We start from the raw sequence: 15,135 nt of genomic DNA, 5'->3' as shown, positions 1-15,135 counted from the left end.
AGATGCGAGCAGCGGTCCAGGTCGTGCTCCCCTGGTTGCGAGGCGAGGCTGACCAGCCAGAACGTCCCGTGCTCGCCGCCGCCGTCCGGCTGAGCCTGCGCACCCTCGAACGGATCGCGCCCGGCCGCAGCGTCGAGGTGCGCGTTCCGCCGTTCGCCGCCGTGCAGTGCGTCGAGGGTCCGCGCCACACCCGCGGCACGCCCCCGAACGTCGTGGAGACCGACCCCCGCACGTGGCTGGAGCTGGCCGTCGGCGCGCTCGGCTGGGCCGACGCGCTGGACGGTGCCCGGGTCACCGCGTCGGGGACCCGGGCCGACCTCTCCGCCCTGCTGCCGGTCGTGAAGTTCTAAGAGCCTGTTGCCAGTAGTCGTGTCCGTTGCTCGCCCGAGCGGCCCCGCGCCTGGCCCTGCTGGCGTCTGCAAGTACCACCAACTCAACATCAACAGGCACTTTCCTACTACCAACAGGCTTGCAGGGGCTGGAAAGGGACGGCGCCTGTTCGTCAGGCGGCGAACAGGTTGGGTGTGGTTGACGGCGATTCGATCAAGAGTTGGTGATACTTGCAGACGCCTCGGCACCAACCAGGACACGAGGTTTCGGACAAGACCTCTGGTCAGGTGCCTAGAACCACGACCCGATCGTCTTGATCGCGCCGCCGACACCGTCGACGACGTCCTTGCCGAGCTCCACCGCGTTGCCGACCGTGTCGACCACGACGTCACCGGCATCGCTCGCGAGCTCCCCGACCGTGTCCACCGCGTGCCCGGCCGCGTCGCCCCAGCGGCCGTTCGAGACGTCGTCCACGACCTGACCGCCACCGCGCCAGACGTCCTCGCCCATGTCGACGACCTCCTTGCCGGTGTTGACGCCCCAGTCGATGATCGGGCCCGCCACCGGCAGGTCCGAACCGGGCACCTCACGTGGCGTGGGCGCGTCCTGCCAGCGCTGCTCGGTGACGCTGGCGCCGTCGCCGTTGGCGATCTTCGCGATGTTGCTGAGCGACTCGGTGCCCTTGTCGTAGTACGAGGAGTGGGCGTGCCCGATCCAGGACTCACCGGAGGTGCCGAAGGTCTTTCCGCCGAACGAGGAGTCGTAAGGACCGGTGGACGACCCGTCCTTGGTGAACCAGTCCCCACTCGTCGCCTGGATGACCGGGTCGTGTTCCGTGCCGCCGACGTAGACGTGGCCGCCACCGGCCGACAGCTGGTCGACGTTGGACGCGCCGACGCCCGGCGAGCCGACGAACACGATGTCGTCCGCCTTCAAGCCGTTGTCCATCGCGGAGTAGCCGACGACCGTGCTGCCGTAGCTGTGGCCGATCACGGTGACGTGGGCGTTCGGGTTGGCGGTGCGGTAGCCCTCGACGTCCTTCGCGAGGATCGCGCCACCCTCGCGGGCCTGCTCCGGGTCGTTCACCTGGCCGGGCAGGAACTCCGGCGCGTCGTAGCCGAGCCACTGGATCGCGGCGCCGTCCGGGCCCATCTCGTTGCTGAGGTTCGAGGCCTGGTCCAGGCCGAAGCTGCTGAGCGTGGACGTGGTGCCGGGCACGCACACCGCGACGTTCTTCGCGGTGTCCGGGTTGCCGAACGCGACCGCGATCGCTCCTTCCTTGGCGCCGGCGCCGTCAGGGCTCCACGCGAGAACGTACGCCTGCTTGCCGCTCTCCTCGCTCAACTGTCCGGCCTTGTGCAATGCGCCCACCGCGTCATCCGCGTTCTTCGCGCGACGGGCCGCCTCGTCGTACTGCGACATCAGCTGTGAGCCCTGCGCGTCGTTGCGCAGAGCCCGCTGGCCCTCTGACGAGTTCGGGTCGACGCCGAGTTCGCGGGCACGGTCGGCCAGCTGCTGCTTGAGCTGGTCCTTCTCCGCGTTGAACCGGGCCGCGTCCTCGGGGATCCGCTTGCGGTTCGCGGCATCCAGCACGTCGGCGGGCAGGCCGCGGAGCTGGCCCAGCTCCTGGTACTTGGTGTTCTTGAGCGCTTCCTGCTGCTCCTTGCTGAGGGACTTCCACCAGTCCGCGACGGCCTTCGGGTCGGAACCCGGCGGCGGCACCGGTGGCAGGGCGCCGCCCGCACCACCGCGCTGGGCGGCGCGGTCCCAGCCGCAGTCGGTGCGCGCGGACTCCTCGAAGCCCGGCGGGATCTTGGTCAGCGCACTCGCGTAGGAGCGCAGAACGTTGTTGTAGCCCGACTTCACCTTGTCCAGGTGCTCGTTGACCTGATTGGCGAGCTGGCGGGTCTGCTGTTCGTCCATGCCTGGCGGACGGCCGCGCCACACACCGATCGCGTGGTCCGCGGCACCGCGCATCTGTCCGTAGGCACGCGAAGCGGCCTGAACGATGTCGACGCCGGCGCCAAGTCGTTCGGCGGCGGCCTTGGCGGCGGTCGCCGAGAGCTGGGCTCGCGCGGTGAACTTCGTGGCGGCGTCGCCGGTCCAGTTGCTGACGGCGGTCTTGCCACCGTTGGCGACGGACTCGCCCGCCCGCCCGACCGCGCTGATCGCGCCGGTGATCGGGTCCGCGGCGGCGGCGATGCGGCCGACGTCGCCGGACGCGAGCCTGCCGTACAGGCTCTCGGGATCCGTGTAGCTCACTGACCGCCCCCAAGTCCTGAGAAGAGCTTCTTCAGCGCTGCCGCGTGGTCTTCGTCGGTGCGCTGGTAGGCCTCGGCATTCGACACGAGACCCTCTGCCGCGTCGGTGAACCACGAGGACCCGCGCTGCAGGTCCTGGGAGTGGGTGCCTACGAACCTCGACAGCGCGTCCGCGAACTCCGCGGCGGCGTCGACCTCGCCGAACGCACCCGCGTCGAGCTGGAGCATCGAGATCATCTCCGCCGCCTCGCGCACCGCGTCGGAGCCGTTGCCGAACTCCTTGGACGCGGTGCGCAGCACCTCTGGCTCAACGCCGAACATCGCCACCCCCGTGTTGGTCACCGATCAATGCGACGCAGATACATGATGGCCGGTTCCGCCTTCGCCGGTGGACGCTTTCGGGCACGATGTCGTTCATGGTGCAGACAGGGTGGACGGCCCAGCGGTGGACCGCTGTGTTCATCGAGCAGGCGGAGTTGTTCCGCAAGGCAGTTGCGGACGCGGACCCGGCGGCCGAGGTGCCGACCCGGCCCGGTTGGACCGTCCAGGACCTGGTGATCCACCTCGCGCGCTTCCTGGAGACCTCCACCGAGTACCTGCGCACCGGCAGCCGCACCGCGATGCGGCCGTCGCCCCCTCCCGCCGGACTGTCGCCGCTGCAGTACCTCGACCTGCAGCTGACCGCAGCCGCGGAGATCCTCACGGCCGTGCCGGGAAACCGCCCGGTGTGGACGTTCTCGCCGGCCGCCCCCGACCTGGCCTGGGTGTGGCACCGGCGGATCGCGCACGAGACGGTGCTGCGCCGGTTCGACGCGCAGACGGTCGTCCGTCAGGTCGTGGCCACGGACACCGACCTCTGCGTCGACGGCATCGACGAGGTGCTGAGCACGATCGTCGCGGCCAACCTCGACGGAGACGTGCCGAGCACTGTCACCGGCACCGCGGTGGTGCGTCCCACCGACGTACCGGAGTCGTGGCTGATCTCCCTGAGGGCGGGTGAGGTGCCCGAACTCCGTGCCGCGGCGCCGGGTGAAGAGGGGGACGCGCAGGTGACCGGCGAGGCCGAGGTCGTCTACTTCTGGCTCTGGAACAGGATGAACTTCAAGGAGATGACCGGCGACAAGCGCGTGCTGGACGTTCTCCAGGTCGGACGGGGGCACTGATGCGCAAACTGGTCGTGGTCCTGTTGAGCTGCCTCGCGCTGACCGCCTGCGGCGACAAGAGGTACGAGGGCGACGTGAAGTTCAAGGTCACCAAGGCGGACTCCGAGGGGTACGAGCTCGCCCTGGCGCAGGAGCAGCCGGTCGACATGATCAGCGACTGGTACTCGGGCCGGGTCCTCGCCAGGGAGTTCTCCGATCCCGTCGCGGTCGGCGAGGTGGTGAAGTGCCACGTCACCCAGGAGCAGGTCAACGAGAAGCACATCTCGACCCGCACCCAGGTCACGAACTGCAAAAAGGCTTGATGCGCAAGACCATCGCGGTGCTCGCGGCCTGCCTCGTCCTGGCCGGCTGCGGGCTCGGCCGCTGGGAAGGCGAGATCCGCTTCAAGGTCACCAGCATCAACATCTGCTACAGCGGCTACAGCGACGTCATCTGTGCCACCCGCATCTACCTCGACCTCGCGGGCAACCTGCCCGGCGGCGCACCCGGCAAGAGCTCCTTCAAGGGTGCCTTCGCGGAGCCGGACGACTTCGAGGACGAGCAGAAGGCGCGCGACGAGGTGGCGGTGGGCGACGAGATCATCTGCGTCGGCCAGGAACAGTCCGAGGGCTTCGAGTACCTCAACGGCATCCCGCTGCAGCTCTCGAAGTGCCGGATGGCATGAGTTTCATCACCTCACCAGGGGTCTGGAGGGGGTGGTTGGCCCCCTGCTCCACTTACACTCGGGTTGCAGCCAGCCCCATCGTGAGGGAGCCAATTCGGTGGTCGACGACCATTCCCAGTCCGAACAGGAACCCCGTGAGGAGTGTGGCGTCTTCGGCGTCTGGGCTCCGGGTGAAGACGTCTCCAAGATGACCTACTACGGGCTCTACGCCCTGCAGCACCGCGGTCAGGAGGCGGCGGGCATCTCGGTCGGGGACGGATCGCAGGTCGTCGTCTTCAAGGACCTCGGACTCGTCAGCCAGGTGTTCGACGAGCAGGTCCTGCAGAGCCTCAAGGGCCACGTGGCCGTCGGGCACTGCCGTTACTCCACCACCGGGTCCACGACCTGGGAGAACGCGCAGCCCACGTTCCGCACCACCGCCGCGGGGTCCGGTCTGAGCCTCGGCCACAACGGCAACCTCGTGAACACCGCCGAGCTGCTGGAGAAGGCCAAGGGCCTTGGCATCGTCGAGCGCAACGGCGCCACCACCGACTCGGACATCCTCTGCGGCCTGCTCGCCCACGCGGCGGCCGACAAGGGCATCGAGCAGGCGGCGCTGGAGCTGCTGCCGACGGTCAAGGGCGCGTACTGCCTGACGTTCTCCGACGAGTCCACGCTGTACGCGGCGCGCGACCCGCACGGTGTCCGCCCGCTGGTGCTCGGCCGGCTGGAACGCGGCTGGGTCGTGGCGAGCGAGACCGCGGCGCTCGACATCGTCGGCGCGAGCTTCGTGCGCGAGGTCGAGCCGGGTGAGCTGATCGCGATCGACGCCGACGGGCTGCGGTCCAGCCGGTTCGCGACGCCGGAGCCCAAGGGCTGCATCTTCGAGTACGTCTACCTGGCGCGCCCGGACACGACGATCTCCGGCCGCGGTGTGCACGCGACGCGCGTCGAGATCGGCCGCCGCCTCGCCAAGGAGCACCCGGTCGAGGCCGACCTGGTGATCCCGGTGCCGGAGTCCGGCACGCCGGCGGCCATCGGCTACGCGCAGGCCAGCGGCATCCCGTACGGGTCGGGCCTGGTCAAGAACGCCTACGTCGGCCGGACGTTCATCCAGCCGTCGCAGACCATCCGCCAGCTCGGCATCCGGCTGAAGCTGAACCCGTTGCGCGACGTCATCCGCGGCAAGCGCCTGGTCGTCGTGGACGACTCGATCGTGCGCGGCAACACCCAGCGCGCGCTCGTGCGCATGCTGCGCGAGGCCGGTGCGCTCGAGGTGCACGTGCGGATCGCGTCGCCGCCCGTCAAGTGGCCGTGCTTCTACGGCATCGACTTCGCCTCGCGGGCGGAGCTGATCGCGAACGGCCTGGACGACGACGGCATCCGGCGTTCGGTCGGCGCCGACTCGCTCGGGTACGTGTCGCTGGAGCAGCTGGTCGCGGCGACCGAGCAGCCCAAGTCACGGCTGTGCTCCGCCTGCTTCGACGGCGACTACCCGATCGAACTGCCGCAGGACGCGCTCATCGGCAAGCACCTGCTCGAGGGCCTCAAGGGCGTGTCGGGCTCAGCCGCTCCCGTTCTGGCGAGCGGCTATGGTGCCGAAGACGCCCTGCGTCGCCCTTAGGCATCCCAGATCCAAGTGGAAGAAGTTGACGTGACCGACAGCGCCAAGGCCACCTACGCCGCCGCCGGAGTCAGTATCGCCGCAGGTGACGAGGCGGTGGAGAAGCTCAAGCCGTGGGCGGCCAAGGCGCATCGCCCCGAGGTGCTCGGTGGCATCGGTGGCTTCGCCGGCCTGTTCCAGCTCAAGCTCGACCGCTGGAAGGAGCCGATCCTCGCGTCCTCCACGGACGGCGTCGGCACCAAGATCGCGATCGCGCAGGCGCTCGACAAGCACGACACCATCGGCATCGACCTGGTCGCCATGATCGTGGACGACCTGGTCGTGTGCGGTGCGGAGCCGCTGTTCGTGCAGGACTACATCGCGGTCGGCAAGGTCGTTCCCGACAAGATCGCGGCGCTGGTCAAGGGCATCGCGGAAGGCTGTGTCCAGGCGGGCTGCGCGCTGCTCGGCGGCGAGACGGCCGAGCACCCCGGTCTGATGGGCGACGACGACTACGACGTCTCCGGCACCGGCGTCGGCGTGGTCGAGCACTCCAAACTGCTCGGCCCCGACCGGGTCCGCGACGGTGACGTCGTGATCGCGATGGGGTCGTCCGGCCTGCACTCCAACGGCTACTCGCTCGCCAGGCACGTGCTGCTGGAGATCGCGCGGATGCCGCTGGAGGGCCACGTCGAGGAGTTCGGCCGCACCCTCGGCGAGGAGATGCTGGAGCCGACCAAGATCTACGCCAAGGACTGCCTCGCGCTGATCGCCGAGACGGAGGTCCGCTGCTTCTCCCACGTCACCGGTGGTGGCCTGGCCGCGAACCTGGCCCGCGTGCTGCCGGAGGGCCTGCACGCGACGCTCGACCGCGGCACCTGGACGCCCGCGCCGGTGTTCCAGCTCATCGCCCAGCGCGGCCGCGTGGAGCGCGAGGAGATGGAGAAGGCGTTCAACATGGGCGTCGGCATGGTCGCCGTCGTCGCGCCGGAGGACGTCGACCGCGCGCTGGCCGTGCTCACCGCCCGCCACGTGCCGGCGTGGGTGCTCGGCGAGATCACCAAGTCCGAGCAGGGCGGCGCCAAGCTGGTCGGCGACCACCCGCGTTTCTGAGGCAACCTCCTGACGAGGTCGCCGCGTACTAAGCGGCGACCGAGGAGGGGGCACTTGGACCGCGACCGCGAGTTCGGGGAGTTCGTCGACGCACGCGCTCTTGTCATGCGCCGCACGGCCTATCTGCTGTGCGGCGACTGGCATCGCGCCGAGGACATCGTCCAGACCGCGCTGATCAAGATGTACGTGGCCTGGTCGCGCGTGCGCAAGGACAGCGTCGACGCCTACGCCCGCAAGGTGCTGGTGCGCACCGCCATCGACGAGACCCGGCGCGGGTTCTTCCAGCGCGAACGCATCGTCGACGCCGTGCCGGAGAGCGCTGTCACGGACGCGGCCTCCGACGTCGACCTGCGCAGGGCTCTCGACGCGTTGCCACCGGGGCAACGCGCCGTCGTCGTGCTGCGGTACTGGGAGGACCTGAGCATCACCGAGACCGCCCGCATCCTCGGCAGGACGGAGGGCACGGTGAAGAGTCAGGCCGCCAAGGGCCTCGCCGCGTTGCGCGACCTGCTCGAGAACGAGCCGGTGTCGCGGATCTACACCTCGGAGGTGATCCGCAAGGGCAGGACCAGACTGGTCCGCCGCCGCACCACGATCGCGGCGGCCCTGTCGTTCGTGCTGCTGGCAGGGGCGGGCATGACCGGGTACTTCGCCACGTCGCCGCAGAAGACCTCGGCCCCGGCGATGTCGGACTCGGGCTCAGCGGCCGACCGCAACGCCCAGCTCACGGCGTTGCTCCAGAAGGGCTATCGGCTGCCGCCGGGCATCACCGCCGAGGGCGTTCCCGAGATCAGGGCCGACGCGTTCGTGTTCTTCACCCGCGACACGAACACGCCCGACAACAAGCGACGAGCCGTGGCCAGGCTGCGAGACGCACAGGGCACCGGCGGCGTCACGATCGCGATCGGCCGTGCCACGAGCCCCGACCCGGGCAACTGCGACGATCCGTCGTGCCGCATCGAGGAACGTGACGGCATCAGGATCCGCAGCATCCAGCTGCCGAGCACGACCCCAGGGGCGCAGATCGTGTACGTCGACGCCATCCGCCCCGACGGCACGAGCATCATGCTCAGCAGCGACAACATCGGCCGCTTCAGCAACGCGGTGTGGGGCGACCCGGACATCGGCGGGGCTCCGCAGCGGCCCGCGCCGGTGCTCGACCGCGAGGAGCTGATAAAGATCGCGACACTTCCGGGGTTGACCTTCTAACCTTGCAGACATGAACGACGTGACCGTGACGAGGACGCTGGTGGTGCCGGCGTCCGAGCTGCGCGAACGTTTTTCCAGGTCAGGTGGGCCGGGCGGGCAGGGAGTGAACACGGCGGACAGTCGTGTGGAGCTCTCGTTCGACCTGGCTGCCTCGCCGTCGATCCCCGCTCACCTCAAACAGCGGATGCTCGACCGGCTGGCCGGCAGGCTCGTCGACGGCGTGCTCACGATCGCCGCCTCCGAGCACCGCGCGCAGCTGCAGAACCGCGCCGCCGCCCGCGAACGCCTCGCCGTGATCCTGCGCGAGGCCGCTGCGCCACCGCCTCCGGTGCGCAGGGCGACCAAGCCCACCAGGGGTTCGCAGGAACGCCGGATCGCCTCGAAGAAGCGCCGTGCGGACACCAAGCGCGGCCGCGGCCGTTCAGGCTCCTGGGACTAGCGCGTAGATCCGTTCCGGCCGGCCGGTTCCGCCGTAGCGCAGCCGGACCTCCGCCCGTCCCGTCGACACGAAGTGCTCCAGGTACCGGCGCGCGCTGACCCTGGCGACACCCGTGGAGGAAGCGCACTCCGACGCCGACTGTCCTTGCGGGTTGGCCTTCAGCGCGTTCTCCACGAGTCGCGCGGTCTCCGGCGTCAAACCCTTGGGCAGCAACGGCTTCGAGGTCGGCCGCGCCCCGAACACCTGGTCCACGTCGGCCTGCCCGGCCGAGTCCAGCCGATGCAGCTTGTCCCGCAACGACGCGAAGTGCGCGAGCTGGTCGCGCAGGGCCGAGTAGTCGAACGGCTTGATCAGGTAGTGCAGCACGCCGCCGCGCATCGCACTGCGCACGGTCTCGACGTCGGTCGCGGCCGTGATCACGATGACGTCCACGTCCTCGTTGGCGCGCAACGACTTCAGCACTTCGAGGCCGTTCACGTCCGGCAGGTAGACATCGAGCAGCACGAGGTCCGGCTTCAGCTCCCGCACCAGCCGCAGCGCATCGCCACCGGTGTGCGCGACCCCGGCCACGACGAACCCGTCGGTGCGCGCGACGTAACCGCTGTGCACCTTGGCCACCATGAAGTCGTCGTCGACGACCAGCACCCGGATCACCAGGGCAGCCTTGCCGTGAAGACCGAACCGGACACGCTCACCGAACCGCCGCGCCGCAGGCAGGCCCGCCTGATCAGCGCGAGCCCGATGCCGCGTTCGCCGTGGGATGCCGCCTTGGTCGTGAACCCGTGCCGGAACACCTCTTCCGCGAGCTCCGGTGCCACCCCGGGACCCGAGTCGCGCACCACGACCTGGACCTCGTCGTCCAGCTGCATCACACCCACCTCGATCCACTTCCCAGCGCCGTTCGTGTTCAGCGAGCCCAGCGCGTCCAACGCGTTGTCGACGAGATTTCCCAGCACCATCACCAGATCCGCGGACAGCGCCTCGTCGACCCTGCCCAGCACGCTGTCCGGGCCCATCCGCAGCGCCGTGCCGCGTTCGGCCGCGAGCGATGCCTTGGCGATCAGCAGCGCGGCCACGGCGGGGTCGCCGATCGACGAGCCGACCTCGGTCCGCCACTGGTCCTGCGCCGAGCTGATCTGGTGAATGTAGTTGGTGACCTCGTCGTACTCCTTCAACGAGATCAGGCCGGCGATGGTGTGCAGCCGGTTCGCGAACTCGTGCGCCTGCGCCCTCAGCGTGTCCGTCGCGTGCTGCGAAGCGTCGAGTTCGTGTTGCAGCGCAAGGAGTTCCGTGCGGTCTCGCAATGTCACGACCGCGCCGGCGCCGTCGATCGGCATGCGGTTCAGCGTCAGCACCACGCCCTGCCGCAGCACGAGCTGGTCGACACCGGTCGCGCGGCCGGTCAGCACGTCCCGCAGCCGGTCGTTGAGCTCCAGCTCCTCGACCGAGCGGCCGACCGCGTCCTCCGGCAACGCCAGCAGGTCGCTCGCGTGGTCGTTGACCAGCGTGATCCGGTGCTGCCCGTCGAGCCCGACGACGCCCTCGCGGATGCCGTGCAGCAACGCCTCGCGGTTCTCGACCAGCGCGGTGATCTCGTGCGGCTCCAGCCCGAGCGTCTGGTTCTTCACCCGGCGGGCCAGCAGCAACGACCCGGTGACGCCGATGATCAGCGCGATCGCCAGGTAGCGCAGCACGTCGACCGGCTGCTCCAGCGCGCCGGCGAAGATCCCGGGGTCCTCCGCGCCCGCGACCACCATGCCGTTGACCTGGCGGCTGATCGGGTCGAACACCGGCACGTGCGCCTCGATGGAGTCGCCGCTCGTGCCCGTCCAGGAACGGCCGTCCAGCGCCGTGGTGCGAGTGTCCAAAGTGGTCCCGATCTGCGCCGGGTCCGGTGAGGCGATCACGAGCCGCTTCTCGTCGAGGATCAGCACGTAGGAGGCGCCGGACAGGCTGCGGGCGGTCTCGGCGGGCGCGGACAGCAGCCGCCAGTTGCCCATCTCCTCCTGGACCAGCGAGTTCGCGGCGACGGTCTCGGCGACCGAGAGCATTCGGCGTTCCTCGTTGGAGCGAAAGTTGCTGCCCGTCTGGACGACAGTCAGCGCGCCCACCGCGCCCAGTAGCAGCGTGACGACTACGAGTTGCCATGCGAGGAGTTGGCTGGCCAGGGAACGGCGGCGACGCATGAGACCTCCCGTGACCAGAAAGACCGAAAGAAACCTTAGAAGCGCAAGAGCGACATCAAGGTTTACACGAGAGCAACATGTCCAACCACGCGGACGAGAGGCGGGGATCACAGTGTCGGTGAAGGTGTGGGTGGCGGTGGCGGCGGCGTTGCTCGCCGTCCTGCTCGTGCCACCGCTGCTGACGCCGGGTGCGGACAGCGGCGAGAGCAGCCAGGTGCGGGCGTTGCGGGTGCTGGTGCCGAACGCGCCGGGCGGCGGTTACGACATCACCGCGCGCACGGCGGCGAAGGCCATGGAGGACGCTGACCTGCTGCGCAACGCCGAGGTGTTCAACCTCCCCGGCGCGGGCGGCACGGTGGGACTCGGGCGGACGGTCGGTGAGCGCGGCAACGGCAAGCTGATCATGTCGATGGGTCTGGGCGTCGTGGGCGCGGTGTACACGAACAAGTCGCCGAACTCCCTGCTCGACACCACCCCGATCGCGAAGCTGATCGAGGAACCGGACATCGTCGTGGTCGCGAAGGACTCGCCGTACACGTCGATGCAACAACTCGTCGACGCCTGGAAGGCCAACCCCGGCACGGTGACCGTCGGCGGCGGTTCCGCTCCCGGTGGCCCCGACCACCTCGCGCCGATGCTGATCGCGAAGGCCGTGGGCCTGCAACCCAAGACCGTCAACTACATCCCGTTCGACGGTGGTGGCGAGCTGCTGGCCAGCGTTCTGGGCGGCAAGGTCGCGTTCGGCGTCTCCGGCGTCGGCGAGTACCGCGACCAGATCCAGGCCGGCACGTTGCGCGTCCTCGCGGTGACGAGCAAGGACCGCATCGACGGCATCGACGCGCCGACGCTGCAGCAGTCCGGTGTGGACGTCGAGTTCACCAACTGGCGCGGCATCGTCGCGCCGCCGGGCATCTCGGCGACCGACAAGGCGAAGCTGGTCGAGGTGTTCCAGAACCTCCAGCGGACGCAGCAGTGGAAAGAAGCGTTGCAGCGCAACGGCTGGACGGACGCCTTCGCGCCGGGAGACGAGTTCAGGACCTTCCTGGAGAACGAGAACAAGCGGGTGGCAACGGTGCTCAAGGACTTGGGGCTGGCATGACGACCGTGACGAAGCCGGAGCGCAAGAGCTGGCTCCGCGAACACTCCGAGCTGGGCATCTCCGCCCTGCTGGTCGTGCTCGGCGTCTTGGTGCTCACCGACGCGATGCGCATCCCCACGGACTTCGCCCAGCGCGGCCCCGTCGGCCCGAAGGCGGTGCCGATCCTGGTCGGCTCGCTGCTGCTGATCGTCGCGGCGCTGCTGGCCCGTGACGTGCTGCGCGGCGGCCGCGGCGAGGCGGAGGCCGGCGAGGACGTCGACCTGTCCGCACCCGCCGACTGGCGCACGGTCCTGCTGCTGTGCGGCGCTTTCCTCACGAACGCCGCGCTGATCGGCGTGGTCGGGTTCCCGATCTCCGGCGCGATCCTGTTCTGGGGAGCGGCCTACGCCCTGGGCAGCCGCAACCTGGTGCGCGACCCGTTGATCGCGGCCGGACTGTCGATCTTCACCTTCGTGGTGTTCAACAACCTGCTCGGAGTCCCGCTCCCCGGTGGCCCGTTGATGGAGGTGTTCTAGGTGGAACAACTGCTCGACGGCTTCGCGACCGCGCTGACGCCGACACATCTGCTGCTCGCCGCGATCGGCGTGCTGCTGGGCACCGCGATCGGCGTCCTGCCGGGCATCGGCCCGGCCATGGCGGTGGCCCTGTTGCTGCCCGTCACCTACGGCATGGAGCCGACCGGCGCGTTCATCATGTTCGCGGGCATCTACTACGGCGGCATGTTCGGCGGTTCGACCACGTCGATCCTGCTGAACACACCGGGTGAGAGCGCCGCCGTGGTGGCCGCGTTCGAAGGCAATCCCATGGCCCGCAAGGGACGTGGTGCGCAAGCGCTTGCCGCCGCTGCCATCGGCCACTTCACCGGCGGCATCATCGGCACGATCCTGATCGTCCTGCTGGCGCCGTTCGTGGCCAAGCACGCCGTCGACATCGGCGCGCCCGACCTGTTCGCCGTGATGGTGCTGGCTTTCATTGCCGTGACCTCGGTGCTCGGCGCCTCCCGGATCCGCGGTGTCGCGTCGTTGCTGATCGGTCTCACCCTCGGCCTGGTCGGCCTGGACGAGATGACCGGCCAGCAGCGCCTGACGTTCGGCTCGCTGCACCTGGCCGACGGCATCGACATCGTCGTGGTCGCGGTGGCGCTGTTCGCGGTCGGCGAGGCCCTGTGGGTCGCGGCCCACCTGCGCCGCAAGCCGTTCGAGCCGATCCCGGTCGGGCGTCCGTGGCTGTCGAAGGCGGACCTGAAGCGCACCTGGAAGCCGTGGCTGCGCGGCCCGGTGATCGGGTTCCCGTTCGGCGCGATCCCGGCGGGCGGCGCGGAGATCCCGACCTTCCTGTCGTACGTGACGGAGAAGCGGCTCTCCAAGCACAAGGACGAGTTCGGCAAGGGCGCCATCGAGGGCGTCGCGGGCCCGGAGTCCACGGCTTCCGCTTCTGCCGCAGGCACTCTCGTCACGATGCTGACGCTGGGCCTGCCGACCACGGCGGTCGCGGCGGTCATGCTCGCGGCGTTCCAGCAGTACGGCATCCAGCCGGGACCGCTGCTGTTCCAGCGCGAGTCCGGCCTGGTGTGGGCGCTGATCGCGTCGCTGTTCATCGGCCTGACGCTGCTGCTGGTGCTGAACCTGCCACTGGCACCGCTGTGGGCGAAGCTGCTGCGCATCCCGCGGCCGTACCTGTACGCGGGCATCCTGTTCTTCGCCTCGGTCGGCGCCTACGCGGTCAACGCGGACATCTTCGACCTGCTGCTGATGTTCGTGATCGGCGTGTTGGGCTTCGCGATGCGCCGCTACGGCCTGCCGGTGCTGCCCGCGATCATCGGCGTGATCCTCGGCCCGGCCGCGGAACAGCAGATGCGCCGCTCGTTGCAGCTGTCGGACGGGTCGCTCACCGGTCTGGTCAACAGCCCGATGGCGGTCATCGTCTACGTGATCATCGTGGTGATCCTGTTCTTCCCGTTGCTCAAGCGGTTCCTGCCGAAGCCGCCTGCCGCGGCGGAGCCGGAACGCGAGAAGGTCGACGCCTGATCGCGTTGTGCGAACGCCCCCGCTCAGGAACCGAGCGGGGGCGTTCTCATGCGCTGCGCACGATGAGGATCGCGAACGGCTTCTCGTCCTCCGGCCCGCGCACCGCGAGCTCGGTCTGCTCGCGCAACGTCGCCCACAACTCCATCACGCGGGCAACCTGCGGCTCCGGCATTCCGCAGATCGTCACGAACGCCCGCACCTGCTCGGGTTTCGTCGGCAGCTTGCCGCGCTTGAGCAGGGAGTAGACCTGGCTGCGCGGCAGCCGTCTGCCCGCCCGCCGGTGGATCTCCGGCAGGGTCAGGCCCGACCGGACCTGGATCGTCCGCAGCAGCTCGATGAACTCGGCCTCGGTCGCTGCTCGCAGTTCGGCGGTCGAGGTCGCGATCAGCGGCTTCGCCGGCTGAGGATCGAAGCCGAGTTCCGCTCCGATGATCACGCTCATCTCGCGGTAGGCCGCGATCGCCTCCGCACGCCTGCTCGATCTCGACAGGCCGAGCAGGAGCTGCGGCCAGAGCCGGTGCAGGCGTTCGAGCGGATCGCCCTCCGGGTAGGTCATCGCTGCTCTTCCGGCCAGACCACCATCGGGCTCGCGGGCGGCAGCGGGCCGAACCTCGCGGTGAACGGACGGCTGCGGCCCAGCGTGATCGTCACGGCCAGCACGGCGGCCGTGGTGGACACGGAGACGACCGGCGAGTGGTCGTGCGCGAGCATCCACGCGGTGAAGACGAACGCGGCTGTCGCCAGCATGACCGTGCTGGCGCCGGAGGTGGAGCACCGCCGGCGCGGGTGAAGGGCCCCGTTGTAAGGGGTGGTGGTCATCAGAAACTCCTGGATGGGGTCGGCGCAGGCGTCACCGCGCGCCGGGTGGACCAACTGATTTGCAGAACAGCGAAAAGCCGTATGTGTGGAAAGCGTCCGTGCGGGCAATTGGCGTTGCCGCCGGACCCGGCGACATAACGGCTTGACCACGAGCATGTCACTCACACGGGTGATTGCCAACTGAATCAGCGTCCAGGTTTTTCATGTCCAGTACAACGGTGTCCAGCTCCGTCCAATCAGGTC

17 protein-coding genes are annotated in these 15,135 nt (G+C 69.3%); 11 read left to right on the top strand and 6 right to left on the bottom strand.

Going from position 1 to position 15,135, the window contains the following annotated elements; translation table 11 throughout:
- Nucleotides 1-2 precede the first annotated feature (2 nt).
- Entirely contained in the window at nucleotides 3-350 is a 348-nt protein-coding gene (locus ACSHWB_RS12300) for a sterol carrier family protein (RefSeq protein ID WP_439664578.1), read from the top strand.
- A gap of 271 nt (nucleotides 351-621) precedes the next feature.
- Here the strand turns inward: ACSHWB_RS12300 and ACSHWB_RS12295 are convergent, their stop codons facing one another.
- Nucleotides 622-2,592 (bottom strand): alpha/beta hydrolase, encoded by a 1,971-nt coding sequence (locus ACSHWB_RS12295; protein WP_439662162.1) that lies wholly within the window; start codon nucleotides 2,590-2,592, stop codon nucleotides 622-624.
- The gene (locus ACSHWB_RS12290; RefSeq protein WP_439662161.1) at nucleotides 2,589-2,933 is read right to left on the bottom strand and encodes a type VII secretion target; all 345 of its coding nucleotides are present in this window, start codon (nucleotides 2,931-2,933) and stop codon (nucleotides 2,589-2,591) included. The genes ACSHWB_RS12295 and ACSHWB_RS12290 overlap by 4 nt, the downstream gene beginning before the upstream one ends.
- A 74-nt stretch (nucleotides 2,934-3,007) precedes the next feature.
- Between ACSHWB_RS12290 and ACSHWB_RS12285 the strand changes: the two genes are divergently transcribed.
- The 7 genes from ACSHWB_RS12285 (at nucleotide 3,008) to arfB (ending at nucleotide 8,761) form a co-directional block, all read left to right on the top strand.
- Nucleotides 3,008-3,754: a maleylpyruvate isomerase N-terminal domain-containing protein gene (locus ACSHWB_RS12285; RefSeq protein WP_439662160.1), complete on the top strand. Its 747-nt coding sequence runs from the start codon at nucleotides 3,008-3,010 to the stop codon at nucleotides 3,752-3,754.
- A complete protein-coding gene (locus ACSHWB_RS12280) occupies nucleotides 3,754-4,056 on the top strand; it encodes a hypothetical protein (protein ID WP_439662159.1) in 303 nt (100 codons plus the stop codon). The genes ACSHWB_RS12285 and ACSHWB_RS12280 overlap by 1 nt, the downstream gene beginning before the upstream one ends.
- Entirely contained in the window at nucleotides 4,056-4,418 is a 363-nt protein-coding gene (locus tag ACSHWB_RS12275) for a hypothetical protein (protein ID WP_439662158.1), read from the top strand. Before ACSHWB_RS12280 ends, ACSHWB_RS12275 begins: the two co-directional genes overlap by 1 nt.
- A gap of 97 nt (nucleotides 4,419-4,515) precedes the next feature.
- Nucleotides 4,516-6,021 (top strand): amidophosphoribosyltransferase, encoded by a 1,506-nt coding sequence (purF, locus tag ACSHWB_RS12270; RefSeq protein WP_439662157.1) that lies wholly within the window; start codon nucleotides 4,516-4,518, stop codon nucleotides 6,019-6,021.
- Nucleotides 6,022-6,051: 30 nt separating this feature from the next.
- Nucleotides 6,052-7,113 carry a phosphoribosylformylglycinamidine cyclo-ligase gene (purM, locus tag ACSHWB_RS12265; RefSeq protein WP_439662156.1) on the top strand — a complete coding sequence of 354 codons (1,062 nt, stop codon included), beginning with the start codon at nucleotides 6,052-6,054 and terminating at the stop codon, nucleotides 7,111-7,113.
- Between the two features lie 54 nt (nucleotides 7,114-7,167).
- Complete coding sequence (locus ACSHWB_RS12260; RefSeq protein ID WP_439662155.1) at nucleotides 7,168-8,322, top strand: SigE family RNA polymerase sigma factor; 1,155 nt, start codon at nucleotides 7,168-7,170, stop codon at nucleotides 8,320-8,322.
- A 10-nt stretch (nucleotides 8,323-8,332) separates the two neighbouring features.
- Complete coding sequence (gene arfB, locus ACSHWB_RS12255) at nucleotides 8,333-8,761, top strand: alternative ribosome rescue aminoacyl-tRNA hydrolase ArfB (RefSeq protein WP_439662154.1); 429 nt, start codon at nucleotides 8,333-8,335, stop codon at nucleotides 8,759-8,761.
- Here arfB and ACSHWB_RS12250 read toward each other — a convergent pair.
- Nucleotides 8,744-9,415: a response regulator gene (locus tag ACSHWB_RS12250; protein WP_439662153.1), complete on the bottom strand. Its 672-nt coding sequence runs from the start codon at nucleotides 9,413-9,415 to the stop codon at nucleotides 8,744-8,746. The genes arfB and ACSHWB_RS12250 overlap by 18 nt on opposite strands.
- Complete coding sequence (locus tag ACSHWB_RS12245; RefSeq protein WP_439662152.1) at nucleotides 9,412-10,947, bottom strand: ATP-binding protein; 1,536 nt, start codon at nucleotides 10,945-10,947, stop codon at nucleotides 9,412-9,414. Before ACSHWB_RS12245 ends, ACSHWB_RS12250 begins: the two co-directional genes overlap by 4 nt.
- 130 nt (nucleotides 10,948-11,077) lie before the next feature.
- Between ACSHWB_RS12245 and ACSHWB_RS12240 the strand changes: the two genes are divergently transcribed.
- The 3 genes from ACSHWB_RS12240 to ACSHWB_RS12230 are packed head-to-tail and all read left to right on the top strand — an operon-like array spanning nucleotide 11,078 to nucleotide 14,073.
- Nucleotides 11,078-12,046 (top strand): Bug family tripartite tricarboxylate transporter substrate binding protein, encoded by a 969-nt coding sequence (locus ACSHWB_RS12240; protein ID WP_439664577.1) that lies wholly within the window; start codon nucleotides 11,078-11,080, stop codon nucleotides 12,044-12,046.
- Nucleotides 12,043-12,561: a tripartite tricarboxylate transporter TctB family protein gene (locus tag ACSHWB_RS12235; protein WP_439662151.1), complete on the top strand. Its 519-nt coding sequence runs from the start codon at nucleotides 12,043-12,045 to the stop codon at nucleotides 12,559-12,561. Before ACSHWB_RS12240 ends, ACSHWB_RS12235 begins: the two co-directional genes overlap by 4 nt.
- Nucleotides 12,562-14,073, top strand: a complete 1,512-nt coding sequence (locus ACSHWB_RS12230; protein ID WP_439662150.1) for a tripartite tricarboxylate transporter permease — start codon at nucleotides 12,562-12,564, stop codon at nucleotides 14,071-14,073.
- Nucleotides 14,074-14,119: 46 nt separating this feature from the next.
- On the opposite strand, the gene ACSHWB_RS12225 is transcribed toward ACSHWB_RS12230, so the two are convergent.
- Nucleotides 14,120-14,629 (bottom strand): BTAD domain-containing putative transcriptional regulator, encoded by a 510-nt coding sequence (locus tag ACSHWB_RS12225; protein ID WP_439662149.1) that lies wholly within the window; start codon nucleotides 14,627-14,629, stop codon nucleotides 14,120-14,122.
- Nucleotides 14,626-14,892, bottom strand: a complete 267-nt coding sequence (locus tag ACSHWB_RS12220) for a hypothetical protein (RefSeq protein ID WP_439662148.1) — start codon at nucleotides 14,890-14,892, stop codon at nucleotides 14,626-14,628. The genes ACSHWB_RS12225 and ACSHWB_RS12220 overlap by 4 nt, the downstream gene beginning before the upstream one ends.
- Nucleotides 14,893-15,135: the final 243 nt, after the last annotated feature.

The organism is Lentzea sp. HUAS TT2 (assembly GCF_051853195.1).
GTDB lineage: Bacteria > Actinomycetota > Actinomycetes > Mycobacteriales > Pseudonocardiaceae > Lentzea.
This window is presented reverse-complemented; position numbering and strand designations above follow the sequence as displayed.

Excerpts from the sequence above, each read along its gene's own strand:
- ACSHWB_RS12300 (WP_439664578.1), top strand. The coding sequence starts at position 3 with ATGCGAGCAGCGGTCCAGGTCGTGCTCCCCTGGTTGCGAGGCGAGGCT.
- ACSHWB_RS12285 (WP_439662160.1), top strand. The coding sequence starts at position 3,008 with ATGGTGCAGACAGGGTGGACGGCCCAGCGGTGGACCGCTGTGTTCATC.
- ACSHWB_RS12280 (WP_439662159.1), top strand. The coding sequence starts at position 3,754 with ATGCGCAAACTGGTCGTGGTCCTGTTGAGCTGCCTCGCGCTGACCGCC.
- ACSHWB_RS12275 (WP_439662158.1), top strand. The coding sequence starts at position 4,056 with ATGCGCAAGACCATCGCGGTGCTCGCGGCCTGCCTCGTCCTGGCCGGC.
- arfB (WP_439662154.1), top strand. The coding sequence starts at position 8,333 with ATGAACGACGTGACCGTGACGAGGACGCTGGTGGTGCCGGCGTCCGAG.
- ACSHWB_RS12245 (WP_439662152.1), bottom strand. The coding sequence starts at position 10,947 with ATGCGTCGCCGCCGTTCCCTGGCCAGCCAACTCCTCGCATGGCAACTC.
- ACSHWB_RS12235 (WP_439662151.1), top strand. The coding sequence starts at position 12,043 with ATGACGACCGTGACGAAGCCGGAGCGCAAGAGCTGGCTCCGCGAACAC.
- ACSHWB_RS12225 (WP_439662149.1), bottom strand. The coding sequence starts at position 14,629 with ATGACCTACCCGGAGGGCGATCCGCTCGAACGCCTGCACCGGCTCTGG.
- ACSHWB_RS12220 (WP_439662148.1), bottom strand. The coding sequence starts at position 14,892 with ATGACCACCACCCCTTACAACGGGGCCCTTCACCCGCGCCGGCGGTGC.